This window comes from Mycolicibacterium arcueilense, from assembly GCF_058536225.1.
In genome coordinates this window covers 44,809-68,861 of sequence record NZ_JBZTYL010000022.1, presented here as the reverse complement: position 1 = coordinate 68,861, position 24,053 = coordinate 44,809, and the positions used below count along the sequence as shown (strand labels likewise).

Below are 24,053 nucleotides of genomic sequence, written 5' to 3'. Positions count from 1 at the left end.
CCAGATTGCGCTGCGATATAGGGAACGTCGCATAACATGCACTTTTGTGGGGAACCTACAAAAACATAAGACAAGGTTCATAATCTCTTACACCCCACAAAACCGTCTTCACAGTGTTCTCTTAATGACGTGCCTCAACCCGTGCTCGCATTGCTTGCCCCCGGACAGGGATCGCAGACGCCCGGCATGCTCTCCGCTTGGCTGGAGCTGCCCGGTGCGGCCGATCGCCTCGCCACGTGGTCGCAGATCAGCGGCCTGGACCTGGCGCGCCTCGGAACCACCGCCACCGCCGAGGAGATCACCGACACTGCGGTGACCCAGCCGCTGGTCGTGGCCGCCACCTTGCTGGCGTATGAGGAACTGACCAAGCGGGGCCTCCCCCAGACCGCTGAAACCATCGTCGCGGGCCATTCCGTCGGTGAGATCGCGGCCTACGCGATCGCCGGCGTCATCTCCGCCGATGATGCGGTCAAGCTGGCCGCCACCCGTGGCGCCGAGATGGCCAAGGCCTGCGCGGTCGAGCCGACCGGCATGTCGGCGGTTCTCGGTGGCGACGAGGCCGAAGTCCTGGCGCGGCTGGAGTCGCTGGACTTGGTACCCGCCAACCGCAACGCGGCCGGCCAGATCGTGGCTGCCGGCGCGATCGCGGCGCTGGAGAAGCTCGCCGAGGATCCGCCGGCCAAGGCCCGCGTCCGTCAGCTGGCCACCGCAGGTGCATTCCACACCCGGTACATGGCCTCGGCCCTCGACGGCTACGCCGCCGCAGTTGAAGCGGTAACGACCACAGAGTCCTTGGGCCCGACCACGATTCTCCTGTCGAACGCAGACGGCCAGCCCGTCGCCTCGGCCGCCGATGCCATGGAGAAGCTGGTGTCCCAGCTGACCAAGCCGGTGCGCTGGGATCTGTGTACCGCCACCCTGCGGGATCGCTTCCAGGGCGCCGAGCGCGCCGGGATCGTCGAGTTCCCGCCGGCGGGCACCCTGGTCGGCATCGCGAAGCGCGAACTGAAGGGCACACCGGCCAGGGCTATTAAAGCCCCAGCAGACCTGGATGGGCTGGACGAGCTGTAAGTCCAGCGACAACTGAATAGCAGCACCAACCGAACGTCCCGTATGTCCTCCGCACCCGGAGGGCTGTCAACAACAAGAAGGAGCCATTGTGGCCGCCAGTCAAGAAGAAATCATCGCCGGTCTCGCCGAGATCATCGAAGAGGTCACCGGCATCGAGCCGTCTGAGGTGACCCCCGAGAAGTCGTTCGTCGACGACCTGGACATCGACTCGCTGTCGATGGTCGAGATCGCCGTGCAGACCGAGGACAAGTACGGCGTGAAGATCCCCGACGAGGATCTGGCCGGCCTGCGCACCGTCGGTGACGTGGTCTCCTACATCCAGAAGCTCGAAGAAGAGAACCCCGAGGCCGCCGCCGCCCTGCGCGAGAAGTTTGGCTCGGAATGACAAAACCTTCCACTGCTAACGGAGGCTTCCCGAACGTCGTGGTGACTGCCGTGGAGGCCACCACGGCGCTCGCTGCTGACATCGAGAGCACGTGGAAGGGCCTCCTGGCCGGAGAAAGCGGCATCCGTGAGTTGACCGACGACTTCGTCACCAAGTGGGACCTTCCGGTGCGTATCGGTGGTCACCTCGTCGATGACGTCGACAGTCACCTGACCCGCATCGAGTTGCGCCGTAATTCCTACGTGCAGCGCATGTCTCTGGTGCTGGCCCGCCGGCTATGGAAGAACGCGGGTGCGCCCGAGGTCGATCCCGATCGTTTCGCGGTCGTGATCGGCACCGGTCTCGGCGGTGGCGAGAAGATCGTCGAGACCTACGACGCGATGAACGAGGGCGGGATCCGCAAGGTCAGCCCGCTCGCCGTTCAGATGATCATGCCCAACGGTGCGGCCGCGGTCGCCGGCCTGGAGCTGGGCGCCCGTGCCGGGGTCATCACCCCGGTGTCGGCGTGCTCGTCGGGCTCCGAGGCCATCGCCCACGGCTGGCGTCAGATCGTGATGGGTGACGCGGACTTCGCCGTCGTCGGCGGCGTGGAAGGCGGAATCGAGGCCCTGCCGATCGCAGCGTTCTCGATGATGCGCGCCATGTCGACCCGCAACGAGGATCCCGCGGGTGCGTCCAGGCCGTTCGACAAGGATCGTGATGGCTTCGTGTTCGGCGAGGCCGGCGCGATGATGATCATCGAGACCGAGGAGCATGCCCTGGCTCGTGGCGCCAAGCCGCTGGCCCGCCTGATGGGTGCCGGCATCACCTCGGACGCCTTCCACATGGTCGCTCCGGCGGACAACGGTCAGCGTGCCGGTGCCGCGATGAAGCGGGCGATGGAAACCGCGGGTCTGGAAGCCAAGGACATTGATCACATCAATGCCCACGGCACGGCCACCCCGATCGGTGACACCGCCGAAGCCAATGCCATCCGCGTTGCCGGATGTCAGAACGCTGCCGTGTACGCGCCGAAGTCGGCTCTCGGTCACTCGATCGGTGCGGTCGGTGCCCTCGAGTCGGTGTTGACGGTGCTCGCCTTGCGGGACGGGGTGATCCCCCCGACGCTGAACTATGAGACACCGGATCCCGAGATCGATCTCGATGTGGTTGCGGGCGAGCCTCGTTATGGCGACTACAAGTACGCCATCAACAACTCGTTCGGATTCGGTGGCCACAATGTGGCTCTGGCCTTTGGGAAGTACTGAGGGCGGCAGACGTCCAGTAGGTAAACCCGAGGGTAAAAAACCGAGGGAATGCACGGAAGGAAGAACTCCGTAAATATGGCGGGATTGTCCACGGGGAATGGTTTTCCCAATGTGGTTGTCACCGGCGTAGCCATGTCAACGGCGCTGGCAACCGATGCTGAAAGCACTTGGAAGAAGCTGCTCGACGGGCAGAGTGGCATCCGCACTCTCACCGATTCGTTCGTCGAGGAGTACGACCTGCCGGTTCGCATCGGTGGTCATCTCCTGGAGGACTTTGATCACGAGTTGTCGCGGGTAGAACTGCGCCGACTGTCATATTTGCAAAAGATGTCGACGGTGATCGGCCGCCGGGTCTGGGCCAACGCAGGCTCCCCGGAGGTCGATACCCGACGGCTCATGGTGTCCATCGGCACGGGCATGGGTTCCTCCGAGGAACTCGTGTTCGCGTACGACGGGATGCGCAACAAGGGGCTGCGCGCCGTGTCGCCGCTGGTGGTGCAGATGTACATGCCCAACGGCGCGGCGGCAGCCGTCGGACTCGATCGCAAGGCCAAGGCCGGGGTGTGCACCTCGATCTCCGCCTGCGCCTCGGGTTCGGAAGCCATCGCCAACGCCTGGCGCCAGATCGTGCTCGGTGAGGCCGACATCGCGATCTGTGGTGGCGTGGAAACGAAGATCGAAGCCGTGCCGATCGCCGGCTTCGCGCAGATGCGCATCGTGCTGTCCAACAGCAACGATGATCCGGCGGGTGCCTGTCGGCCATTCGACAAAGACCGCAACGGATTCGTCTTCGGCGAGGGCGGTGCGCTGATGGTCATCGAGACCGAAGAGCACGCCAAGGCACGCGGCGCCAACATCCTGGGCCGCCTCATGGGGGCGAGCGTGACGTCGGACGGCTACCACATCGTGGCGCCGGACCCGAACGGCGAACAGGCCGGTTACGCCATGACCCGCGCCGTCCAACTGGCGGGCCTGCAACCTACAGACATCGATCACATCAACGCGCATGCCACCGGCACCAGCGTCGGCGATGTGGCCGAGGGCAAGGCAATCAACAACGCGATGGGCGGTCACACACCCGCGGTCTACGCGCCCAAGTCCGCGCTCGGCCATTCGGTCGGCGCGGTCGGTGCTGTGGAGTCCATCCTGACGGTTTTGGCGCTGCGTGACGGCGTCATTCCTCCGACGCTCAACTTGCGCAACCTCGATCCGGAGATCGATCTGGACGTGGTGGCCGGTGAGCCGCGGCAAGGCGACTACAAGTACGCCATCAACAATTCGTTCGGATTCGGTGGGCACAACGTCGCGCTCGCCTTCGGAAAGTACTGAGCTTCCAGAGCTTTCCACTAAAGGAGACCTAAATGACGATCATGGCCCCCGAAACCGCTGCCGAGTCGCTCGACCCCCGCGACCCGCTGCTTCGCCTGCAGACCTTCTTCGATGACGGCAGCGTCGAGCTGCTGCACGAGCGGGACCGCTCGGGCGTGCTGGCGGCAGCCGGCACGGTCAACGGTGTTCGCACGGTGGCGTTCTGCACCGATGGCACCGTGATGGGCGGTGCCATGGGCATCGAGGGCTGTGCCCACATCGTCAACGCGTACGACAACGCCATCGAAGAGCAGAGCCCGATCGTGGGGATCTGGCACTCCGGCGGTGCGCGGCTGGCCGAGGGCGTCAAGGCGCTGCACGCGGTCGGCCTGGTCTTCGAGGCGATGATCCGGGCGTCGGGTTACATCCCGCAGATCTCGGTGGTCGTCGGATTCGCCGCGGGCGGTGCGGCTTACGGTCCCGCCCTGACCGACGTGATCATCATGGCCCCGGACAGCAAGGTGTTCGTCACCGGTCCGGACGTGGTGCGCAGTGTCACCGGTGAGGACGTCGACATGGTGTCGCTCGGTGGCCCCGACGCCCACCACAAGAAGTCCGGTGTGTGCCACATCGTCGCCGACGACGAGCTCGACGCCTACGAGCGGGGCCGCCGTCTGGTCGGATTGTTCAGCCAGCAGGGTCATTTCGATCGCACCAAGGCCGAGGCCGGCGACACCGACCTGGCCGCGCTGATGCCCGAATCGGCTCGCCGCGCCTACGACGTGCACCCGATCATCGAGGCTCTCCTCGACGAGGGTGTGCCTTTCGAGGAGTTCCAGGGTAAGTGGGCCCCGTCGATCGTCGTCGGCCTCGGTCGCCTGGCCGGCCGGTCGGTCGGCGTGATCGCCAACAACCCGCTTCGCCTCGGTGGCTGCCTGAACTCCGAAAGCGCCGAGAAGTCAGCACGTTTCGTGCGGTTGTGCGACGCCTTCGGCATTCCACTGGTGGTGGTCGTCGACGTTCCGGGCTACCTGCCGGGTGTCGATCAGGAATGGGGCGGCGTGGTGCGTCGCGGCGCCAAGCTGCTGCACGCCTTCGGTGAGTCCTCGGTCCCCCGCGTCACCCTGGTGACCCGCAAGATCTACGGCGGCGCCTACATCGCGATGAACTCGCGGTCGCTCAACGCCACCAAGGTGTTCGCCTGGCCGGACGCCGAGGTCGCGGTCATGGGCGCCAAGGCGGCCGTCGGCATCCTGCACAAGCGCAAGCTGGCCGCAGTCGCCGATCCTGCCGAACGCGACACCCTGCACGAGGAACTCGCGATCGAGCACGAGCGCATCGCCGGCGGTGTGGATTCGGCGATCGAGATCGGCGTGGTCGACGAGAAGATCGACCCGGCCCACACCCGCAGCAAGTTGACGCAGGCGCTGGCCGAGGCCCCGCACCGGCGCGGCCGCCACAAGAACATCCCGCTGTAACTCTTCAGCTGGCGCGAATGGCCAGTTATTGCACATTTCAGGCGAAAGCCCGTGCAATAACTGGCCATTCGGCGTTTCAGCGCGTGGTGTAACCACCGTTCGCGAAGATGGTCTGCCCGTTGATCCAGTGGCCCTCGTCTGCCAGGAACACGACCAGCGGGGCGATGTCGGTGATCTCGGTCAGCCGGTTGCCCATCGCTTGTGACTTGTGGAATTCGACCCGCTCCGGGGTTTCCTGCGGGTAGAAGAACGGCGTGTCCATCGGGCCGGGGGCGACGTTGTTGACGTTGATGCCGCGGACGCCGAATTCCTTGGAGGCGGCGCGGGTGAAGTGTTCGACGGGACTCTTGGAGCCCGCGTAGGTCGAGTACCCGTCGGTGTAGGCCGCCAGTAATGCGGTGACGATGGTGACCACCGAGCCGTTGTCGTTGAGCCGCTTGCCTGCCTGTTGCAGGAAGAAATAGGCCGCCTTGGCGTTGATGTCGAACATCGAGTCATATTCGGCCTCAGTGGTTTCCACGAACGGCTTACGCAGTACCTTGCCGACGGTGTTGATCGCGATGTCGACGCTACCGAAGGCATCGATCGCAGTGTCGAACAGTTTCTCGACATTGGCCGGCACCGTCAGATCGCCCTGCACCTTGACCGCCTTGACCCCGGCGGCCTGCACTGCCGCCACCGTCTTGTCGGCGTCGGCCTCGCTGGAGGCACTGTTGTAGTGAACCGCGACATTGACACCCCTCGAAGCCAACGTCGCGCTGATCAGACCACCCAGGTTCTTCGCGCCGGCGGCAACGATTGCTGACTTACCCTCTAGTTTGCTCACAATCACAAGCGTAGTTTCGTCATTCACAGAGCAACAACGCAAAAACCGGAGGCATCCACAAGCACAAGTTGTATAGGGTGAACCAGTGTCACCGGACGTGCCTGATCTGCGACGTTTACGTCAGTTTATCGCCATCGCCGATGTCGGTAGCGTTACCGCTGCGGCCACTTCGCTGCACATTAGCCAGCAGGCTCTCAGCAGTTCCATGCAGCAACTTGAGAAGGACCTCAGTGCCACGCTGTTCCGGCGCGAAGGCCGCCGCCTGACGCTCACCCGGGCCGGTGAGTTGCTGCTCGCCGAGGGCCGGCCACTGCTGGCAGCGGCACAGACCGTGGCCACACGGGTGCAACACAGCGCCCACGGAACCGCCGAGATGTTCGTAGTCGGCCACACCCCGGCACTCAGCGGCAGCGAGGCCTATACCCGTCTCGAACCCGCCATCTACGCATTCCCCGACACCTCCTTCACCTTTCGTCAGCTCTACCCCGATCAGCTCACCGATGCGGTGCTCGACGGCAGCGTGCACCTCGGTCTACGCCGGGGAGTTGTTCCGACCAACGAATTGGCAACGGCCATCCTGGGTTACGACCGCATTCGGCTAGCGGTGCCGCGTGAACACCGGCTGGCCGCCCGGCCGGTCGTCGGCATTCACGAGCTGGCCGGCGAGCGCATCGCCCTGTGGGCTCCCCCTGGGGCGTCGTATTACAGCGACTTTCTGATAGGTGCCTGCCGGCGGGCCGGCTTCGAACCCGAATACGTCGTCAGCCGGGTCCAAGGCGCGGCCACCGTCGCAGCCCCTCTCACGACTGGGGCGGTCACGTTCGTCACCACTCCCCCCGGCCCTGCCATGGACGGCCGGGTGATGGTCATCGAACTCGAACCACCGCTGTTGGTGGGCGCCCAGGCGATGTGGCAGCGCCACACCAGTTCAGCGGTGCGCGAAACGCTGCTGGCGCAGCCGTAGTCACAGACCGGGTTCGCCGGCTACTCGACTTCCCCGAATTCGGCGATCATCTCGGCGGCCACGCCGGCGGCACGGTCCCGGTCTGCGCTGACCAGCCCGATACGCGTGCGCCGGTCGAGGATGTCATCGGCACACAGGGCGCCCTCGTGCGTGACGGCGTACTCGAATTCCGCGCGAATGACGTCGATTCCCTCGGCCACCGGCTCGGTGGGGCGAGCGCACTGTGCCCGCGCGATCACGTTGGGAGCCTCGGAGCCGTACCGCGCGACCAGTGACGACGGCAACGCGTGTTCAGATCGCAAGGTGGACACCGGATTCGCCGGCGCGCCGACGAGCGGCAGGTTGGCGGTACGACACCCCGAGGCGGTGAGCCCGCGCAGCGCCAGAGCCCGGTCGAGCACATCCTGGGCCATGTAGCGATACTCGGTGAGCTTCCCACCGATGATGCTGATCACCCCGCTCGCCGACTCCACCACCGCGTGCTCGCGGGACACGTCGGCCGTATTGCCCTCCCCGGTATCGATCAGCGGCCGCAGCCCGGCATAGGCGCCCCGCACATCCTCGGTGGTCAGGTCGGTGGCCAGCGCGGTGTTGACGGTGTCCAACAGGAAGTTGACCTCACCCGGAGTCGGTTGGGGCACATCGGGAATGGGACCCGGTGCATCTTCGTCCGTGAGCCCCAGATAGACCCGGCCGAGCTGTTCGGGCATCGCGAAGACGAACCGGTTCAACTCCCCCGGTATCGGAATGGTCAGGGCCGCGGTGGGATTGCCGAAGGCCGCGGCATCGAATACCAGATGTGTTCCGCGACTGGGGCGCAACGTGAGCGCCGGGTCGAGATCACCGGCCCACACGCCGGCGGCGTTGATCACCACGCGCGCGGACGCATCGAAGGAATCGCCGGTCAGTTCGTCGGTCAGCTGCACCGAGGTGGCGCCGGCAGCGCCGGCCGACACCCTCGTCAGGAGGCGGGCTCCGTGCTGCGCGGCGGTGCGGGCGACGGCGGCCACCAGACGGGCGTCGTCGATGAGCTGACCGTCGTAGGCCAGGAAACCGCCGTCGAGCCCCTCGGTGCGCACAGTCGGGGTCAGTTCGACAGTGCGGCGTGCGTCCACCCGGCGTGAGCGTGGCAGGGTCGACGCGCTGGTACCGGCCAGCCTGCGCAGCCCATCTCCGGCCACGAATCCGGTGCGCACCAACGCGCGTGACCCGCGGCCCATCGACGGCAACAGCGGCACCAGCTGCGGCATGGCCTTGACGAGGTGGGGTGCGTTGCGGGTCATCAGGATTCCGCGTTCGATGGCACTGCGGCGAGCGATCCCGATGTTGCCGGTGGCCAGGTAGCGCAGTCCGCCGTGTACGAGTTTCGAGCTCCACCGACTGGTCCCGAAGGCCAGATCGTGCTTTTCCACCAGTGCCACGCTCAGACCCCGTGTGGCGGCGTCCAGGGCGATGCCCGCACCGGTGATCCCGCCGCCGATGACGATCACGTCGACCTGTTCGCCGTCGGCGAGTGCCGCCAATTCGGTTGTGCGCCTCGTGTGATTGAGCGCAGTCGGGCCGGTCATGATGCCAGGTATCCGTTCAGTGCGTGGGTGAGCTCGACCGCCAGGGCATCGGCGTCGAGGATGGGCTCGACCATCTGCGCGGACTGGATTGCCGACTGGGTGATCAGCAGGCACATGGTCGCCAGCTGGCGGGGATCCCCCGCGCGGACCCGGTCGGTTGCAGAGCTCACCTCCTGGGCGAGCTTGAGTTCCCCGGCCAGTGCATCGATCAGGATCTGCTGACTGGTGCCCAGCCGCTCGGAGATGTAGACCATCGCCACCTCCGGCGCCGAGTGCAGGACCGCCATGATCACCTCGTCGTGACGCAGCCGCGCGGCCACCGTGACGATGCGGTCGACCAGCGCCGCCCGGTCCGGACCGCTCACTTCGGTTGCATCGAGGACACCGACAACCCGCGCAGTGAGCAGCGCAGCCAGGATCGACTGGGTATCGGGGAAACGCCGGTACACGGTCGGGCGGCTGACCCCGGCCCGGCGGGCGATCTCGGCCAGGGTCACCCGGTCCACGCCGAAGGCCAGCACGCAGCTCGCGGCGGCATCCAAGATCTGGTCGCTCAGCGATCTCTCGTTACTGATTGACATCATGTGTAATACTGTAACGCATGACTCAGCCGGCCGAACAGTTTCTGCCTCCGATGAAGTGGAATGCCTGGGGCGATCCGGACGCGGCCAAGCCGCTGTCCGACGGAATCCGCTCCCTGCTGCAACAGGCGCTGGGCGTCGACGCAGCTCCGGCGGCAGAGCCGACACCCGAGCAGGTGCAGTTGCAGCCGTCGGCCCTGACCGACGCCGATCGCGAGGCCCTCGCCGCCATCGTCGGTGCACCCCACTGCGGCACCGACACCATGTCACGGCTACTGCGCGCCGGCGGCAAGTCGACGTTGGACCTGTTGCGCCGCAATGGTTCCGCCGTTCAGGATGCACCCGATGCGGTCCTGCTGCCCGGCACTGACGACGAGGTCGCCGCAATCCTGACCTACTGTTCCGAACACCGCATCGCGGTCGTCCCGTTCGGCGGGGGGACCAGCGTGGTGGGCGGCCTCGATCCGTTGCGCGGCGACTTCGCCGCGGTCGTGGCGCTCGATCTGCGCCGGTTCGACGCGCTGCACAGCCTCGACGAGGTGAGCGGCGAGGCAGAACTGGGCGCGGGCGTCACCGGGCCACAGGCCGAGGCACTGCTGGGCGCACATGGCTTCTCGCTGGGCCACTTTCCGCAGAGCTTTCAGTTCGCCACCATCGGCGGGTTCGCCGCCACCCGGTCCTCGGGGCAGGATTCGGCCGGCTACGGGCGTTTCGACGACATGGTCCGTGGACTGCGCGCCGTGACCCCGGCGGGGACGCTCGAGCTCGGTCGCGCCCCGGCCTCGGCGGCCGGACCGGATCTGCGCCAGCTACTCCTCGGTTCGGAAGGGGTGTTCGGTGTCATCACCCGGGTCCGGGTTCGCGTGCACCCGGTGCCCGAGACCACCCGCTACGAGGCGTGGTCCTTCCCGGATTTCGCGACCGGCGCCGAGGCGCTGCGGGCGGTCATCCAGACCGGCACCGGGCCGACGGTGATCCGGCTGTCCAATGAGGCCGAGACCGGGGTGAACCTGGCCACCACCGACAGCATCGGCGAGCAGAGCATCACCGGGGGCTGCTTGGCCATCACGCTGTTCGAGGGCACCGCGGCGCACACCGAGAGCCGCCACGAGGAGACCCGCGCAGTCCTCGAAGCCCAGGGCGGCACGTCGCTGGGCGAGGCCCCGGCGCGAGGCTGGGAGCACGGCCGGTTCAACGCACCGTATCTGCGTGATTCACTGCTGGCCGCCGGCGCATTGTGCGAAACACTGGAGACCGCCACCACCTGGTCCAACCTGGGCACGCTGAAGGCCGCGGTCACCGAGGCCCTGACCACCGCGCTCGCCGAATCCGGCACGCCGGCCCTGGTGATGTGCCACATTTCGCATGTGTACCCCACGGGCGCCTCGCTCTACTTCACGGTCGTCGCCGCCCAGCGCGGCAACCCGATCGAGCAGTGGCAGGCCGCGAAGACCGCGGCCTCCGAAGCGATGGTGCGCAACGGCGGCACCATCACCCACCACCATGCCGTCGGTGCGGACCACCGCCCGTGGATGCGGGACGAGATCGGAGACCTCGGCGCCCAGGTGTTGCGCGCCGTCAAGGCCACACTGGATCCGGCAGGAATCCTCAACCCGGGCAAGCTGATTCCGTGAATCGGGTCACGGTCCTGACCAATCCCCTATCGGGACATGGCAATGCGCCGCATGCGGCCGAGCGGGCGGTCGCGCAGCTCCAGCGGCGCGGCATCGACGTGTGCGCCATCGTCGGGACCGACGCCGCGCACGCCCGCCGCCTGGTCGACGAGGCCCTCGACCGTGGCACCGACGCCCTCGTGGTGGTCGGCGGCGACGGGGTGATCTCGCTGGCCCTGCAGGCGCTGGCCACCGGCGATGTCCCGCTGGGCATCGTCCCGGCCGGGACGGGCAATGACCACGCGCGCGAATACCGTTTGCCGACAGGCGATCCCGAGGCCGCGGCCGACGTCATCGCCGACGGCTACACCGAGACGGTCGACCTCGGTCACATCGAGGATGCCGCCGGCGCGGTCAAGTGGTTCGGCACCGTGATGGCCGCCGGATTCGATTCGCTGGTCAGCGACCGGACCAACCGGATGCGGTGGCCGCACGGCCGGATGCGCTACAACGTGGCGATGGTCGCGGAGATCTCGAAGCTACGATTGCTGCCGTTCCGGCTCACGTTTGACGACGACCCAGAGATCCGCACCGACCTCACCCTGGCGGCGTTCGGTAACACCCGCAGTTACGGCGGTGGCATGTTGATCTGCCCGGGTGCGGACCATTCGGACGGACTGCTCGACGTCACGATGATCACGTCGGCATCCCGCACCAGATTGATCCGCCTGTTCCCCACGGTTTTCAAGGGCACCCACGTCGAGCTCGACGAGGTGACCACCAAGCGGGCCAAGACAATCCACGTGGAATGCCCAGGGATCAACGCCTACGCCGACGGGGATTACGCGGCTCCGTTGCCGGTCACGGTGTCCGCGGTGCCGGCTGCACTGCGCTTACTGGTGCCCAAGCAGTCCTGAATGAACTCGACCATGCAGTCGCGGGCCTCCCGGCTCTCCGGCAGAAACGGCAGGAACGCCGGGAAAGCGTGGAGCTGACCGGGCCAGACCTTGAGCGTGCTCGACCGGCCCGCTTCGGTCAGCACCTCATGCATGCGTTCGGCATCGCAACGCAGTGCCTCCGATTCCGCCGCGATGATCAGGCTCGGCGGAAAATCGGTGAGCACTCCGTTGACCGGTGACAGGGCATGACCGTCCGAGTCCTTGGGGCCGACGCATTCGACGATCATCGGCAGGGCAAGTCCGATTCCCATCCTGTCCTCGGCGAAGTTGGGATGGCCGGAGCGGCGTTCTCCGTCGAGTTCGAGCAGTGGGCTGACACCGATGACGCCGGCGAGCGTACCGACATCCTGCGCCTGGGCGGCGAGAACGGTTGCGAAGGCCAGGAATCCACCTGCCGAGTCACCTGCCACCACGGTGTTGGCCGGCTCTGCGCCCTGGTCCAACATCCAGCGGTAGACGCGCAGGCAGTCCGCGACGGATTCGTCGACGGTCACATCAGGGTGCTGCCGATACTCGACGTGCACCACGGGAAGTTGGGTTCGCCGGGCAAGTGCGACCACGACGTGCTGGTGGGTGTCGAAGCCGCCGAGAAAGAACCCCCCGCCGTGCAGATAGAGGATGGCACCGTCGGACAGGGGGCGGTGTGCAGCTTCGGCGGTGCGGATGGTCTCGACGGTGACGCGCCCCAGCGTGATCCGGCTGACCCGCAGCCCCCGCTTCGGACGCAGTCGCTGGAGCCGCGCGAGTGCATTGATGCGACGACCGATTGCCGTAAGGCGATCCTCGGCGGATCGACTCCCTTGATAGGCGACGGATCTACGTACCTGGACGAGGAGGGTTCGGCGGGCGATGCCGTAGCACGCCCGGGATCTGCGACTCGGGCGTCGGGTCGACAGTGCGGCGGCCGGTAATTCCATCCAAACTCCTTCGGGTTACTTCGGCGATCCCAGGGCGGCAAGCAGTTTCACCAGGTGCCCGAATGCGTCGGTGAACGGCCGCGCCGGCACCGAGGGATCGATGGCCCGCTGGATGCCGAGGCCGATCCCGGCACTGAGCAGCAGACTGCCGAGATCCTCGAGGCTCGCTGCCACGTCGCTGTTCACCAATTGCGTTTCGGTGAGGCCGAGCTCAGCAGACATCGACCTGACCACGTCGATGACCATCTGCGCGGCCTCGTTGCGCAACGCCGTGATCATCTGGGCCAGCTCGGGGTTGTTCCGCGACAGGACCGCGAATTCGAGTTCGAGCATGGTCCAGCCGACGTCGCCTGCGGTGCGCTCCAGCCAGGCGCTCAACGCCTCCACGCGGGTGTCCAACTCGGCATCGGATATCGCGAGTTCGGCCATCTCGGCGAACTTCTCGCGGTGGATCAACTCGAGGACATCGCGGCAGAGGTTGGGTTTGCTGCCGAAGTTGGAGTACACGGCTCCCTTGGAGAAGCCCGCGTCGTCGGCGATGTCTTCGAGGCTCGTGGCGGCATACCCGTGGCTCAGGAAGCGCTTTTTGGCGGCCTGCAACAGCTCGGCCCGCGTCTGTTCCTGGCGTTGAGCCCTGGTCAGCCGCGGCATGCGCTGATGATAGAGCGCAGCAGACTTTGGGTATTGATTTAACTCAAAGTATTCAGATACCGTCAGTATCCGAACGGTCGTGAAGCGACTTCAGGGGAGGCATGACGTGCGGTTTTCACAGCGGAAGGCGTCGGTGGACGGCGCGGTGGTGATCGTCACCGGCGGGGCGCGGGGCATCGGTGCCAAGACGGCGGAGCTGTTCTCGGCCCGTGGCGCCACGGTATGGATCGGTGATGTCGATGCCGATGTGGCTGCGACGACCGCGGCCGGTATCCCCCGCTGCCGGGCGGCCTACCTCGACGTCACGCAGCGGTCGTCGTGGGATCGCTTCGTCTCCGACGTCGTCCGGGAATCGGGCCGCGTCGACATCCTGGTCAACAACGCCGGGGTCATGCCCCTCGGTGCATTCGACGCCGAACCGGAGGCCACCACTGACCTGATCCTCGACGTCAACGTTCGTGGCGTCCTCAACGGCATGCGCGCCGTGGTCCCGTCGATGGTGGCCCGTGGGCGCGGGCACGTCGTCAATGTCGCGTCGATGGCGGGCATGATCCCGATCCCCGGCATGGTGACCTACAACGCCAGCAAGTTCGCCGCACTCGGCGCGTCATTGGCCGCACGTCGCGAGTACGCGGGCACCGGGATCACCGTGTCGGCAGTGCTGCCGTCAGCGGTTCGAACCGAACTCACCTCTGGCGTGCAGCTCGGAAACGGCCTTCCCACAGTGGATCCCGATGATGTCGCACGCGCGATCCTCAAAACTGTCCGCACTCACGCCGCCCGCACCTCGGTGCCGGGTTGGGTCGCTCCCGGGTGGGCCCTGGTGGACGCGTTGGTGCCCGAGGCACTCCAGAGCGCGGTGCGTGCCAGGATCGACGACCGCCGCGCCCTGACCGCCCTCGATGCGCAGGGCCGATCCAGCTACCTGCAGCGTCTCGACCGCCAGTCGAAAGCCCATGGTGCACAGTCCGATTCCGAGGTGGCGCCATGACCAAGGCACTGGTGATCGGCTGCGGTGGGACCATCGGAGGAGCGTGGACAGTCGCGGCGCTGCATGCCCTGGCCGAAGAAACCGGATGGGATCCGCGCGACGCCGCTGTGCTGCAGGGCACCTCGGCGGGAGCCGAGCTCGTCACGATTCTCGGCGGCGGTGCCACGGTGGGCGATCTGATCTCGATGCAGCGCGGCACCTCTACCGACGAGCGCCTGCGCCGCCACATCGCGGACACGCCGCCCAGCGTGCCGCCGATTCCTGCGCCCCGCCTGCTCAACCCCCGGCTGCTCGTCGGCCAAAAGGGTCTCGCCGCCGCCACCGGCATCGCCCCCGTCGGTCGAGGCAACACCGACTGGCTGCAGCGCCTTGCCGACGGATTCTCCGATGGCACAGGTTGGATGAGACACCCCGGTGCCCGGATGGTCGCGTTCGACTACCAGCGTGGCGAACGTGTCGCCTTCGGCGCGCCAGGTGCGCCGCAGGCCACCGCAGGTGAAGCCCTACGCGCATCCTGGGCGGTCCCCGGCTGGATGCCGCCGGTCACGATCGGCGGCAGGAACTTCGTCGACGGTGGCGCCGCCTCGACGGCATCCGTCGATCTGATCGGACCCGAGGAAGCCGAAACGATCTACGTGATCACCCCCATGGCCTCCGAACCGGGAACGCGCGCACCGGGACTCGGCGGCAGGCTGGAGCACGGTCTGCTGCGCCGGCCGATGTCGGTGGGTCTGGACCGCGAAGTGGCGGCGGTGCGTGCGCGTGGCACCCAGGTGGTCCTCATCCGTCCTGACGCGGCAGATCTCGCAGGCCTGGGTTCCCACTTCATGCGCCGTGACCGGCGGCAGTCGGCGTTCGAGGCATCGATGCTGACCGCACCTACCACGGTCCGGCGGGCACTCGCCGTCAGCGAGGAAGCTCGATGAGCCGCGAAGTCCGCATCGTCATCATCGGCGCGGGGATGGCCGGAATCGCCACCGCCTACACGCTTCAGCAAGCCGGATTCACAAATTTCACCATCCTGGAAAAAGGTTCGGACGTCGGAGGCGTCTGGCACTGGAACCGCTACCCGGGACTCACCTGTGACGTGCCGTCGCAGATCTACCAGTTCTCGTTCGCACCGAAACCGGACTGGAGCCACATCTGGGCCACCGGTGAGGACATCCAGCGCTATCACCGCGATGTCATGGCACGGTTCGGACTCGACGCCCATCTGCGGTGCGACACCGAAGTGACCGAGGCGCGTTACGACAGCACCGCCACGTCATGGACACTCACGACGGCCGACGGCGACACTCTGACGGCCGATTTCGTCATCTGTGCCACCGGGGTGCTGCACCATCCGTCGATACCCGACATTCCCGGCATGGACACCTTCGGCGGGCAGATCGTGCACACCGCGCGGTGGGATCCGGGGGTGGAGACCGACGGTCGGCGAATCGCCGTGATCGGCACGGGATCGACCGGCGTGCAGGTGGTTTCGGCCCTGCAACCCAAGGCCCGCACGCTGCTGCACTTCGCCAGATCCCCGCAGTGGATCCTGTGGGCACCGATGTCGCTGCGGCAGTCGTCGGTGCTCGCCAAGGTCCTGCACCGGCGGCCGGGATGGCATGGCTTTCTCTTCCGACGTCTGCAGTGGGGCTCGAACATCCTCGCCGATGTCGTCACCACGCCCTCGTGGCGACGCAAACTGGTGCAGTCCTATGCCCGGTGGAGCCTGGCCGCCCAGGTCCGTGACCGGACGCTGCGGGCGAAACTCATTCCGGATTATGAACCGCTGTGTAAGCGGCAAGTGGTCTCGGGCACGTACTACCGCGCCATCAAGCGCCCCAATGCCACGCTGGTCGACGATCCCATCCAGGAATTCACCCCGACAGGTATCCGCACCGCGGACGGCACGCACCACGACGTGGATGTCGCGGTGCTGGCCACAGGTTTCCAGGCACACAATTACATGCGGCCGATGACCGTCGTGGGCCGCGACGGGATCACCCTCGATGAGGCGTGGGTCAAGGGTCCACGGGCCTACCGGATGACAGCAATCCCCGGGTTTCCGAACCTGTTCACCGTGCTCGGCCCGAACTCACCGACGGGATCGATCCCGCTGCAGTACTCGGCCGAGCGCACCGCCGGCTACATCGTGGCCTGGCTCAAGCGGTTTGAGAACGGCGAACTCTGCGAGGTCGAGGTCACCGAAGAGGCCACCGACGAGTTCAACGCCGCAGTCGCCGACGCGCTCGGTCCGACGGTCTGGAACACCGGGTGCAACTCGTGGTACTTCACCGACGCCGGAACCATCGACCTGTGGCCGTTCGACCGGGCTACCCTCACGCGCATGCTGTCCGCACCGGACCCCGCCCACTACCGGATCAGGTGACGGCGAGCCTTCGCGGTACCCACCCACCCCCGGCGATTCGGCGTGTTTGCCCGACACCGTGAACGGCACACGGTACGTTTCGTCTGGGTCGGGGTTCTGAGTGGAGTGGACTGGTACGGAGCGTCATGGAATCGACCAAGTACATCGGCCGCGTAGGCGCACTGGCCGTTGCTCTCGGCATCGGCACAGCGTTGACCTCGGGGACCGGAATCGCCTGGGCCGACGGTGGGTCCGGCGATCCCGGCAAATCAACGACGGGCAGCGCCGACGATTCCACCTCGAGCCCGGGGACAAAGAAGAACCCGAGCAAACCCTCGACGATCAAGAAGCCGGCCACGACGCCGTCCGGCGCACTGTCGAAGATCGGCGAGCGGATCCGCAAGGACGTCGAGTCGGGACTGAACGATGTCGGCGACACGCTCAAGCAGACGCAGAGCCGCCTGGACACCGCCCGCACCCCGCTGCGAAACCGGACCACCAAGGCCCGGAGCAAGATTCAGGGCACACTCACCAATGTCCCCGAAACCGGCAACAAGGCCGACATCACTACGAAGACAGACAACACCCGGATCGCCCCGGACGCGGCGACGTCTGCGCCGACGCTGAAGCGCACGCAACGCCCCAACACCAACACGGTGGTGGTGCGTCTGAACGAGGCCGCCTCCACCCTGGGCACCGAGGTCGCGAAGTTCGACATCCCCACTATCCCCGACATCGTGCCGGAGAAGACCACCGTCCCGGCTGCTCCCGCCACCGCACCCAAGATCAGCGCACCGCCCGTCGTCTCAGCCCTGCTGAGTGTCGCGGGGCTGTCGCCGTTCGGTGCGGGTAACACCCCGGTCGCACCCGGCCAGTCGCCCGCTTTGTGGGCCATGATGGCTTGGACACGAAGGGAATTCGAGCGGACGATCAATCCGGTCGGGTCGCGTGTGGTGTCGGCCAATGACGCCGCCTCGGTGGTCGCCGAGGGTGAGATCCAGCCGATGGCTGCGGCCGCCCCCAATGCCGCTGTGCAGACCGATGACCTGACACCCAAGCCTCAGGTCCCGTCTTCCCTGGCGAGCGCCACCACAGCGCTCAAGTGGGTGACCGGGGTAGGCGTCACCGACCACTGGTACGTCGCGGGGACCGACCTTGGCATCATGTGGAACAGCGGCTACACCGACCCGGTCACCGGAAAACCGGTCATCTACACGCTGTTCGGCGATACCTACAGCGAGCCCGGCATGGCCGGCGACTGGCGCAACAACGTGCTGTTCCGCACGATCGACACCGATCTGTCCGACGGTCTGCAATTCGACGGTGCGGTGATCAATGCTGGGGCGCAATATCCCGGCGACCCCAACGGGACTCATGAGTGGTACGGCACCGGTGGTGCGCCTGCGGGCGCCTCTCAGATCATCTACGATCCGGGCGGCCTCAACGGGCTGTTCGGCCAGACCTACACGATGATCCCGACGTCGGCCATCGCGATCGAGAATCCCGACGCGGCAGGCGGTTACCGGCAGTACGCCACGGTGATGTCGATCCGCACCTGGGACAACCCGGGCAGCTGGACCACGAACTACGCCGCGATCGCCTACTCCGACGACGGCGGCAAGACCTGGACCGTCGACCGCGACACCGTGCGCTCGTCGGGCTGGTTCCGAGCCGGCCCGGCCTACGTCCCTGGCGACGAACATTTCCAGCAGAACGCGCTGGTGATGTCGGACGACCCGACCGACCCGTACGTCTACGTGTACGGAACTCCCTCGGGCAGGCAGGGTTCGGCGTACGTAGCTCGGGTGCAGAAGGATCAGATCACCAATCTGGATGCCTACGAGTACTGGTCGGGTGAGGATTCCAGTGGCGCCGGGAAGTGGGTGACGGGTGATCCGTCGGCGGCGGTTCCGGTGTTCGGCTCCAGCAGCACCGATTTCCTGCCGACGCTCTACAAGGTGGCGGACTTCTTCACCTTCGGGTTGTTCACCAAGATCGCCAACGGCATCTGGGTCGGCGGGCTGCCCACGGGCGGCAATGTCAGCGAGATGTCGGTGCAGTACAACGAGTATCTGGGCAAGTACGTCGTGCTCTACACCGATGGCGGCAACAACGTCGTGATGCGGGTGTCGGATTCACCGCAGGGTGAATGGTCGGATACGACGACGCTGGTGAACAACAACCTGACGACCAACACCGGCATGTATGCACCCATGGTCCACCCGATGTCGGGCACCGATTACTTCAACAAGGTCGACGCCAACGGCAATGTCGTGGAGGACAACTCGCAGTACCTGTACTACAACTTGTCCTACTGGGGCGACTACAACGTCCGGTTGATGCAGACCGACCTGTCCACGATGAAGACGGTCTCGGTGTAGCCGGATGTCTCGAACGTTGGCGTTGAGTGCGGCGGTCCTGACCGTGGCTGCCGCACTCAGCACGAGTGCCTGTGCGCACGCCGATCCCGAGCCGGTGCCGCAGGGACCATCGGAAACCACAGCGCCTCAACCAGACTCGTCGTGCGCCGAAAACGTCGACGGGACACTGACTCCGGCTGATCCCGCACAGACCGGCAACAACCGGCGTCTGCTGCAGTGCACGGCCGGGACCTGGCAGACGTTCGGCGGCCCCTATCCCTCGTCGGATCGCTGGCTGACCACCGGGCCCCAGGTGATACTGCACGGGCAGGGCAGGCGAAACCCGGAAGCCCGGGCGGGCACTTGGACAGCGACCCCGCAGACCGCCGAGGCCCATTGTGGCGCCGAAGTGGTCGATGTCCTGGGCGCAGGCAGGACATCGGAGCCGCAGACGTTCAGCGCAGACCCGGGCCAGTCGCTGACCATCGAGGTCAGCGACCACATGTTCACGACGAAGCTCAGCGGCTACTGCCTCTGGGCGCGTAGCTGACGAGCTACCCTACGCCCCTGTTCAGCCAAGACACCTCGGCGCCGTCACCGCCGTTGCGGTAGGGCTCGAGCGACTCGTCCCATGCGGTACCCAGCACGGTGTCGAGTTCGGCTGCCAGCATGTCGGCGCCGCCGGCCATGAGGGAGCGCAGCCGCATCTCGCCGACCATCACGTCGCCGTTGGCGCTCATCGCACCGCTCCACAGACCGAGGTGGGGGGTGTGGCACCAGCGGTGCCCGTCCACCCCGGCACTGGGGTCCTCGGTCACCTCGAAGCGCAGCACTGACCAGGAGCGCAGGGCATTGGCCAACTGCGCCCCGGTGCCGACGGGCCCAACCCAGTTGGTCACCGTGCGCAACTGGCCGGGCATGGCCGGTTGCGGCGTCCACTTGAGGTTCGCCCGCGCCGACAGGGTCGACGACAACGCCCACTCAACATGCGGGCATACCGCCGCGGGTGAGGCATGGACATACACCACGCCCGTCGCCGCGTCGGCGAACTGGTTCGACGCACGCATCTGCTACTCCTTCGGATACGAGGGACGTCTTCCCCAACGGCCTGGTATTCCGATCGAGCATGCAGTTGTGTGTGCCGCGCGTGTCTATTGTGCCCTGTGTGGCCAGTGTTGCGCTAGTCTGTCCCGTTTTCTCTCAGCACTCCATCAGATATCGCGGGCCACAGCGGGTAGGTCCAGTCCCCGAAGTCGCGGTCGGTGAGCACCACCAAGGCCAGGTCAGCGGCCGGATCGACCCAGAGGAACGTCCCCGACTGACCGAAATGCCCGAACGTGCGCGCCGAGTTTGCCGACCCCGTCCAGTGCGGCGATTTGCCGTCCCGGAGCTCGAAGCCCAGCCCCCAGTCGTTCGGCCGTTGCACCCCGAACCCCGGCAACACCCCGTCGAGCCCGGGAAACTGCACCGTCACCGCGTCGTCGTGCAGTTGCTGCGACACCAGTGCCGGGCGGAGCAACTCCCGGGCGAATGCCGCCAGATCCCCGACGGTCGAAACACCGCCGAACCCGGCCGCCTGCGTCCCGCCCAACAGAGTGGACTTGGTCATCTGCAGCGGCTCGAAGACCGCCTCGGTCAGATAGCTGGCGAACTCGATGTCGGCAGCACTCTCGACAGCACGCGCCAGCAGTTCGAATCCGTAGTTCGAGTAGATCCGACGCTGCCCCGGCCGGGCGAGCACTTCGGCCGAACGCATCGACACGCCCGAGGCGTGGGCCAACAGGTGCCGGATCGTCGAACCGGGCGGGCCGGCCGGAGTATCGAGTTCGACCGCGCCCTCTTCGATCGCGATCTGCGCGGCCCGGGCCACGAGCGGTTTGGTCACCGAGGCCAGCGTGAAGGGTTTATCGAGATCGCCATGGCCGGCCAACACACCCGAGGGGCCGACCACTGCCGCAGCCGCCGTGTCGACGGGCCAGGTATCGATAACGCGGAGAACTTCGGCGGCGCTCATCGAGACCAAATCTATCGGGCACGCCCCAGACTCCGGGACAGCATCTCCTCGACCATGCCCGCGGCCACCGCATCCACGTCGGCGACCAGGCGGCGCAGTCCGACCACCCGCCGAACCAACTCCTGCGGATCGGGGTTCGCAACCGCCGAGAGCCGGTGCACGTCGAGGACCGCGCGATAGGCCGACTCCGGTGAGTCCGGTTCGGTGGCCTCACACCACTGCTGCATCGACTGTGTCCACGACGTCAACCGATCACCGGCACCTTGCCGCCGCGCCAGGCTCAACGACCGTCGGTACACATCCGCCGCCCATTCCACCGGCACCGGTTCGTCGAGCACCGGCAGCAGTACTTGATCGAGCGCCTGGTAACCGGTCGGATCGCCGGCCGCGACGGCGGCCATGCCGACGAGCGCCCGCGCCAGTGTGGCCAGGGCGGCGTCGTCCAAGTTCTCTGCGAGGACGGACAATTGGCGGGTCGCAGCGCCGAATTGGTCGTCATCGCCGGTGTCGGCCGCTGTCGCCGCGAGTAGGTATGTCAGGTAACCGTGCGCGGTGGTCTCCGGGACGCCGTCCAGCAGCATCTGCGCCCGCTGCCCCCAACTGCCCGCCAGCGACACGTGACCGCGAGCCAACCAGGCCAGGCCGAGTTCGGCCGCCTTCATCGCGGCCTGCACCGGGTCGGTGCGCAGCAGCCGGGTGTGCACCTGTTCGTTGATCCGCACCGATTCGCGGCCATGGCCCTGCCGCCAGGCCGCCGCGGCGTACACGGCAAGATCGTCGGTGTCGAGGGTCAGCACGCCGTCGACCCGGCTGAAGGATTCGTAGCTGGTACGCCAGTCATTTCGCCGATACGCCGAGCGTGCGACCACCAGCAGTTGGGTTCGATCGTCGACCACAACCCACGGTAACGCGCGGGCGCTCCACCGGACCGAGATTCAGTGGACGACGACATCCGGCCACTAATTGGACACCTGTCCGGTTTGCATTAGGTTATAGGCATGAGCCAGACGGTGCGTGGTGTGATTTCTCGGTCCAAAGGTCAGCCGGTCGAACTGGTCGACATCGTCATCCCCGATCCGGGTCCCGGTGAGGTGGTGGTCGACATCATCGCCTGCGGCGTGTGCCATACCGATCTGACCTACCGCGAGGGCGGTATCAACGACGAATATCCGTTCCTGCTCGGCCACGAGGCCGCGGGCACGGTCGAGTCGGTCGGCGAGGGAGTCACCCACGTCGAACCCGGCGATTTCGTCATCCTCAACTGGCGCGCGGTGTGTGGAGAATGCCGCGCCTGTAAACGTGGCCGCCCGCATTTGTGCTTCGACACCCACAACGCCGCGCAGAAGATGACGTTGACCGATGGCACGGAGCTCACTCCGGCGCTCGGTATCGGCGCGTTCGCCGACAAGACCCTCGTCCACGAAGGCCAGTGCACCAAGGTCGATTCCGCGGCCGACCCGGCCGTGGCCGGCCTGCTGGGCTGCGGTGTGATGGCAGGCATCGGCGCGGCGATCAACACCGGTGCGGTGACCCGAGACGACACCGTCGCCGTCATCGGCTGCGGCGGCGTGGGCGACGCGGCGATCGCCGGTGCCGCCCTGGTCGGCGCGAAGAAGATCATCGCCGTCGACACCGACAACAAGAAGCTGAACTGGGCCCGCGATTTCGGTGCCACCCACACCATCAACGCCCGTGAGCTCGACGCGGTGAAGACCATCCAGGACCTCACCGACGGCTTCGGCGCCGACGTCGTGATCGACGCGGTCGGCCGCCCCGAAACCTGGAAGCAGGCGTTCTACGCGCGCGATCTGGCCGGCACCGTGGTGCTGGTCGGTGTCCCCACCCCGGACATGACCCTGGAGATGCCGTTGGTCGACTTCTTCTCCCGCGGCGGATCGTTGAAGTCCTCCTGGTACGGCGACTGCCTGCCCGAACGTGACTTCCCCACCCTGATCTCCCTGTACCTGCAGGGCCGGCTGCCGTTGGAGAAGTTCGTCTCCGAGCGCATCGGACTGGACTCGATCGAGGATGCTTTCCACAAGATGCACGCCGGCGAGGTGCTGCGCTCGGTGGTGGTGTTGAAGAAATGAGCGGGCCTTCGCAGATTCAGCGCGTTGTCACCAGCGGCAAGTTCGAACTCGACGGCGGCAGTTGGGACGTCGACAACAACATCTGGATCGTCGGCGACGACAGTGATGTCATCGTGTTCGACGCCGCCCACACTGCCGCGCCGATCATCGAGGCCGTGGGCGGCCGCAACGTCGTCGCAGTGGTCTGCACCCACGGCCACAACGACCACATCACCGTTGCGCCCGAACTGGGCAAGGCACTGGACGCACCGGTGCTGCTGCACCCCGCCGACGAGATGTTGTGGCGAGTCGTGCACCCCGACAACGACTTCCGTACGGTCGAGGAGGGTCAGGTGCTGCGGGCGGGCGGCATCGAACTGCACGCCCTGCACACCCCGGGTCACTCCCCCGGCTCGGTCTGCTGGTCGATCCCCGAACTCAACGCGGTGATCTCGGGCGACACCCTGTTCCAGGGCGGCCCGGGTGCCACCGGTCGGTCGTTCTCGGATTTCCCGACGATCCTGGACTCCATCTCCAAGCGGCTGGGGATGCTGCCCGCCGAGACCGTCGTCTACACCGGCCACGGTGACACCACCACCATCGGCGACGAGATCGTCCACTACGACGAATGGGTTGCGCGCGGGCACTGACCCCGGGTTGCGATCACGCTGAGCCAGTCCCTTACCGGCAGGCGG

At 66.5% G+C, this 24,053-nt stretch carries 23 protein-coding genes; 15 read left to right on the top strand and 8 right to left on the bottom strand.

Features of this window, described 5'->3' with window-relative positions; all coding sequences use genetic code 11:
* Nucleotides 1–141: 141 nt before the first annotated feature.
* From AC4LGL_RS21405 to AC4LGL_RS21385, 5 genes are all read left to right on the top strand, one after another.
* Nucleotides 142–1,071 carry an ACP S-malonyltransferase gene (locus AC4LGL_RS21405; RefSeq protein ID WP_491840756.1) on the top strand — a complete coding sequence of 310 codons (930 nt, stop codon included), beginning with the start codon at nt 142–144 and terminating at the stop codon, nt 1,069–1,071.
* An 88-nt stretch (nt 1,072–1,159) separates the two neighbouring features.
* On the top strand, nt 1,160–1,456 hold the full coding sequence (gene acpM / locus AC4LGL_RS21400; RefSeq protein ID WP_003884427.1) for a meromycolate extension acyl carrier protein AcpM: 297 nt from the start codon (nt 1,160–1,162) through the stop codon (nt 1,454–1,456).
* On the top strand, nt 1,453–2,703 hold the full coding sequence (gene kasA, locus AC4LGL_RS21395; RefSeq protein WP_491840522.1) for a 3-oxoacyl-ACP synthase KasA: 1,251 nt from the start codon (nt 1,453–1,455) through the stop codon (nt 2,701–2,703). Before acpM ends, kasA begins: the two co-directional genes overlap by 4 nt.
* Nucleotides 2,704–2,778: 75 nt before the next feature.
* Nucleotides 2,779–4,032 (top strand): 3-oxoacyl-ACP synthase KasB, encoded by a 1,254-nt coding sequence (gene kasB / locus AC4LGL_RS21390; RefSeq protein ID WP_491840521.1) that lies wholly within the window; start codon nt 2,779–2,781, stop codon nt 4,030–4,032.
* A gap of 32 nt (nt 4,033–4,064) precedes the next feature.
* The gene (locus tag AC4LGL_RS21385; RefSeq protein ID WP_491840520.1) at nt 4,065–5,489 is read left to right on the top strand and encodes an acyl-CoA carboxylase subunit beta; all 1,425 of its coding nucleotides are present in this window, start codon (nt 4,065–4,067) and stop codon (nt 5,487–5,489) included.
* A gap of 76 nt (nt 5,490–5,565) precedes the next feature.
* Here AC4LGL_RS21385 and AC4LGL_RS21380 read toward each other — a convergent pair whose 3' ends face one another.
* Complete coding sequence (locus AC4LGL_RS21380; RefSeq protein ID WP_491840519.1) at nt 5,566–6,315, bottom strand: SDR family oxidoreductase; 750 nt, start codon at nt 6,313–6,315, stop codon at nt 5,566–5,568.
* Between the two features lie 85 nt (nt 6,316–6,400).
* Between AC4LGL_RS21380 and AC4LGL_RS21375 the strand changes: the two genes are divergently transcribed.
* Nucleotides 6,401–7,279: a LysR family transcriptional regulator gene (locus AC4LGL_RS21375; RefSeq protein WP_491840518.1), complete on the top strand. Its 879-nt coding sequence runs from the start codon at nt 6,401–6,403 to the stop codon at nt 7,277–7,279.
* Nucleotides 7,280–7,299: 20 nt separating this feature from the next.
* Here AC4LGL_RS21375 and AC4LGL_RS21370 read toward each other — a convergent pair whose 3' ends face one another.
* Nucleotides 7,300–8,847, bottom strand: coding sequence for a glycerol-3-phosphate dehydrogenase/oxidase (locus AC4LGL_RS21370; RefSeq protein WP_491840517.1), 1,548 nt, complete (start codon nt 8,845–8,847; stop codon nt 7,300–7,302).
* Nucleotides 8,844–9,431 (bottom strand): TetR/AcrR family transcriptional regulator, encoded by a 588-nt coding sequence (locus tag AC4LGL_RS21365; protein ID WP_491840516.1) that lies wholly within the window; start codon nt 9,429–9,431, stop codon nt 8,844–8,846. Before AC4LGL_RS21365 ends, AC4LGL_RS21370 begins: the two co-directional genes overlap by 4 nt.
* Before the next feature lie 50 nt (nt 9,432–9,481).
* Here AC4LGL_RS21365 and AC4LGL_RS21360 point away from each other — a divergent pair, with 50 nt between their 5' ends.
* Together AC4LGL_RS21360 and AC4LGL_RS21355 are read left to right on the top strand one after the other, a co-directional pair.
* Nucleotides 9,482–11,062: an FAD-binding oxidoreductase gene (locus tag AC4LGL_RS21360; protein WP_491840755.1), complete on the top strand. Its 1,581-nt coding sequence runs from the start codon at nt 9,482–9,484 to the stop codon at nt 11,060–11,062.
* Nucleotides 11,059–11,958 carry a diacylglycerol kinase gene (locus tag AC4LGL_RS21355; protein WP_491840515.1) on the top strand — a complete coding sequence of 300 codons (900 nt, stop codon included), beginning with the start codon at nt 11,059–11,061 and terminating at the stop codon, nt 11,956–11,958. Before AC4LGL_RS21360 ends, AC4LGL_RS21355 begins: the two co-directional genes overlap by 4 nt.
* Here AC4LGL_RS21355 and AC4LGL_RS21350 read toward each other — a convergent pair.
* Nucleotides 11,883–12,917, bottom strand: a complete 1,035-nt coding sequence (locus tag AC4LGL_RS21350) for an alpha/beta hydrolase (protein WP_491840514.1) — start codon at nt 12,915–12,917, stop codon at nt 11,883–11,885. The two genes, AC4LGL_RS21355 and AC4LGL_RS21350, sit on opposite strands and share 76 nt — an antisense overlap.
* A gap of 15 nt (nt 12,918–12,932) precedes the next feature.
* Nucleotides 12,933–13,568: a TetR/AcrR family transcriptional regulator gene (locus tag AC4LGL_RS21345; RefSeq protein WP_055115214.1), complete on the bottom strand. Its 636-nt coding sequence runs from the start codon at nt 13,566–13,568 to the stop codon at nt 12,933–12,935.
* Nucleotides 13,569–13,674: 106 nt separating this feature from the next.
* Here AC4LGL_RS21345 and AC4LGL_RS21340 point away from each other — a divergent pair, with 106 nt between their 5' ends.
* The 5 genes from AC4LGL_RS21340 to AC4LGL_RS21320 all read left to right on the top strand — a co-directional run bounded on the left by AC4LGL_RS21340 (nt 13,675) and on the right by AC4LGL_RS21320 (nt 19,825).
* Nucleotides 13,675–14,559, top strand: coding sequence for an SDR family oxidoreductase (locus tag AC4LGL_RS21340; RefSeq protein WP_491840513.1), 885 nt, complete (start codon nt 13,675–13,677; stop codon nt 14,557–14,559).
* Nucleotides 14,556–15,485 (top strand): patatin-like phospholipase family protein, encoded by a 930-nt coding sequence (locus tag AC4LGL_RS21335; protein WP_491840512.1) that lies wholly within the window; start codon nt 14,556–14,558, stop codon nt 15,483–15,485. Before AC4LGL_RS21340 ends, AC4LGL_RS21335 begins: the two co-directional genes overlap by 4 nt.
* Nucleotides 15,482–16,936 (top strand): flavin-containing monooxygenase, encoded by a 1,455-nt coding sequence (locus AC4LGL_RS21330; protein ID WP_491840511.1) that lies wholly within the window; start codon nt 15,482–15,484, stop codon nt 16,934–16,936. Before AC4LGL_RS21335 ends, AC4LGL_RS21330 begins: the two co-directional genes overlap by 4 nt.
* 125 nt (nt 16,937–17,061) lie before the next feature.
* A complete protein-coding gene (locus tag AC4LGL_RS21325) occupies nt 17,062–19,296 on the top strand; it encodes a DUF4185 domain-containing protein (RefSeq protein WP_491840510.1) in 2,235 nt (744 codons plus the stop codon).
* A gap of 4 nt (nt 19,297–19,300) precedes the next feature.
* Complete coding sequence (locus tag AC4LGL_RS21320) at nt 19,301–19,825, top strand: hypothetical protein (protein ID WP_491840509.1); 525 nt, start codon at nt 19,301–19,303, stop codon at nt 19,823–19,825.
* Nucleotides 19,826–19,829: 4 nt separating this feature from the next.
* On the opposite strand, the gene AC4LGL_RS21315 is transcribed toward AC4LGL_RS21320, so the two are convergent.
* The 3 genes from AC4LGL_RS21315 to AC4LGL_RS21305 all read right to left on the bottom strand — a co-directional run bounded on the left by AC4LGL_RS21315 (nt 19,830) and on the right by AC4LGL_RS21305 (nt 22,185).
* A complete protein-coding gene (locus AC4LGL_RS21315; RefSeq protein WP_491840508.1) occupies nt 19,830–20,342 on the bottom strand; it encodes a DUF3145 domain-containing protein in 513 nt (170 codons plus the stop codon).
* A gap of 113 nt (nt 20,343–20,455) precedes the next feature.
* Nucleotides 20,456–21,289 (bottom strand): serine hydrolase domain-containing protein, encoded by an 834-nt coding sequence (locus AC4LGL_RS21310; RefSeq protein ID WP_491840507.1) that lies wholly within the window; start codon nt 21,287–21,289, stop codon nt 20,456–20,458.
* An 11-nt stretch (nt 21,290–21,300) separates the two neighbouring features.
* Nucleotides 21,301–22,185: a chemotaxis protein CheY gene (locus tag AC4LGL_RS21305; RefSeq protein WP_491840506.1), complete on the bottom strand. Its 885-nt coding sequence runs from the start codon at nt 22,183–22,185 to the stop codon at nt 21,301–21,303.
* 102 nt (nt 22,186–22,287) lie between these two features.
* Here AC4LGL_RS21305 and AC4LGL_RS21300 point away from each other — a divergent pair, with 102 nt between their 5' ends.
* Nucleotides 22,288–23,379: an S-(hydroxymethyl)mycothiol dehydrogenase gene (locus AC4LGL_RS21300; protein WP_491840505.1), complete on the top strand. Its 1,092-nt coding sequence runs from the start codon at nt 22,288–22,290 to the stop codon at nt 23,377–23,379.
* Complete coding sequence (locus tag AC4LGL_RS21295; RefSeq protein ID WP_491840504.1) at nt 23,376–24,008, top strand: MBL fold metallo-hydrolase; 633 nt, start codon at nt 23,376–23,378, stop codon at nt 24,006–24,008. The genes AC4LGL_RS21300 and AC4LGL_RS21295 overlap by 4 nt, the downstream gene beginning before the upstream one ends.
* Nucleotides 24,009–24,053: the final 45 nt, after the last annotated feature.

Coding starts and splice junctions, on each gene's coding strand:
- AC4LGL_RS21370 (WP_491840517.1), bottom strand. CDS start 8,847: ATGACCGGCCCGACTGCGCTCAATCACACGAGGCGCACAACCGAATTG.
- AC4LGL_RS21325 (WP_491840510.1), top strand. CDS start 17,062: ATGGAATCGACCAAGTACATCGGCCGCGTAGGCGCACTGGCCGTTGCT.
- AC4LGL_RS21295 (WP_491840504.1), top strand. CDS start 23,376: ATGAGCGGGCCTTCGCAGATTCAGCGCGTTGTCACCAGCGGCAAGTTC.
- AC4LGL_RS21350 (WP_491840514.1), bottom strand. CDS start 12,917: ATGGAATTACCGGCCGCCGCACTGTCGACCCGACGCCCGAGTCGCAGA.
- AC4LGL_RS21360 (WP_491840755.1), top strand. CDS start 9,482: ATGAAGTGGAATGCCTGGGGCGATCCGGACGCGGCCAAGCCGCTGTCC.
- AC4LGL_RS21365 (WP_491840516.1), bottom strand. CDS start 9,431: ATGATGTCAATCAGTAACGAGAGATCGCTGAGCGACCAGATCTTGGAT.
- AC4LGL_RS21330 (WP_491840511.1), top strand. CDS start 15,482: ATGAGCCGCGAAGTCCGCATCGTCATCATCGGCGCGGGGATGGCCGGA.
- AC4LGL_RS21310 (WP_491840507.1), bottom strand. CDS start 21,289: ATGAGCGCCGCCGAAGTTCTCCGCGTTATCGATACCTGGCCCGTCGAC.
- AC4LGL_RS21300 (WP_491840505.1), top strand. CDS start 22,288: ATGAGCCAGACGGTGCGTGGTGTGATTTCTCGGTCCAAAGGTCAGCCG.
- kasB (WP_491840521.1), top strand. CDS start 2,779: ATGGCGGGATTGTCCACGGGGAATGGTTTTCCCAATGTGGTTGTCACC.
- AC4LGL_RS21345 (WP_055115214.1), bottom strand. CDS start 13,568: ATGCCGCGGCTGACCAGGGCTCAACGCCAGGAACAGACGCGGGCCGAG.
- kasA (WP_491840522.1), top strand. CDS start 1,453: ATGACAAAACCTTCCACTGCTAACGGAGGCTTCCCGAACGTCGTGGTG.
- AC4LGL_RS21385 (WP_491840520.1), top strand. CDS start 4,065: ATGACGATCATGGCCCCCGAAACCGCTGCCGAGTCGCTCGACCCCCGC.
- AC4LGL_RS21320 (WP_491840509.1), top strand. CDS start 19,301: ATGTCTCGAACGTTGGCGTTGAGTGCGGCGGTCCTGACCGTGGCTGCC.
- AC4LGL_RS21315 (WP_491840508.1), bottom strand. CDS start 20,342: ATGCGTGCGTCGAACCAGTTCGCCGACGCGGCGACGGGCGTGGTGTAT.
- AC4LGL_RS21335 (WP_491840512.1), top strand. CDS start 14,556: ATGACCAAGGCACTGGTGATCGGCTGCGGTGGGACCATCGGAGGAGCG.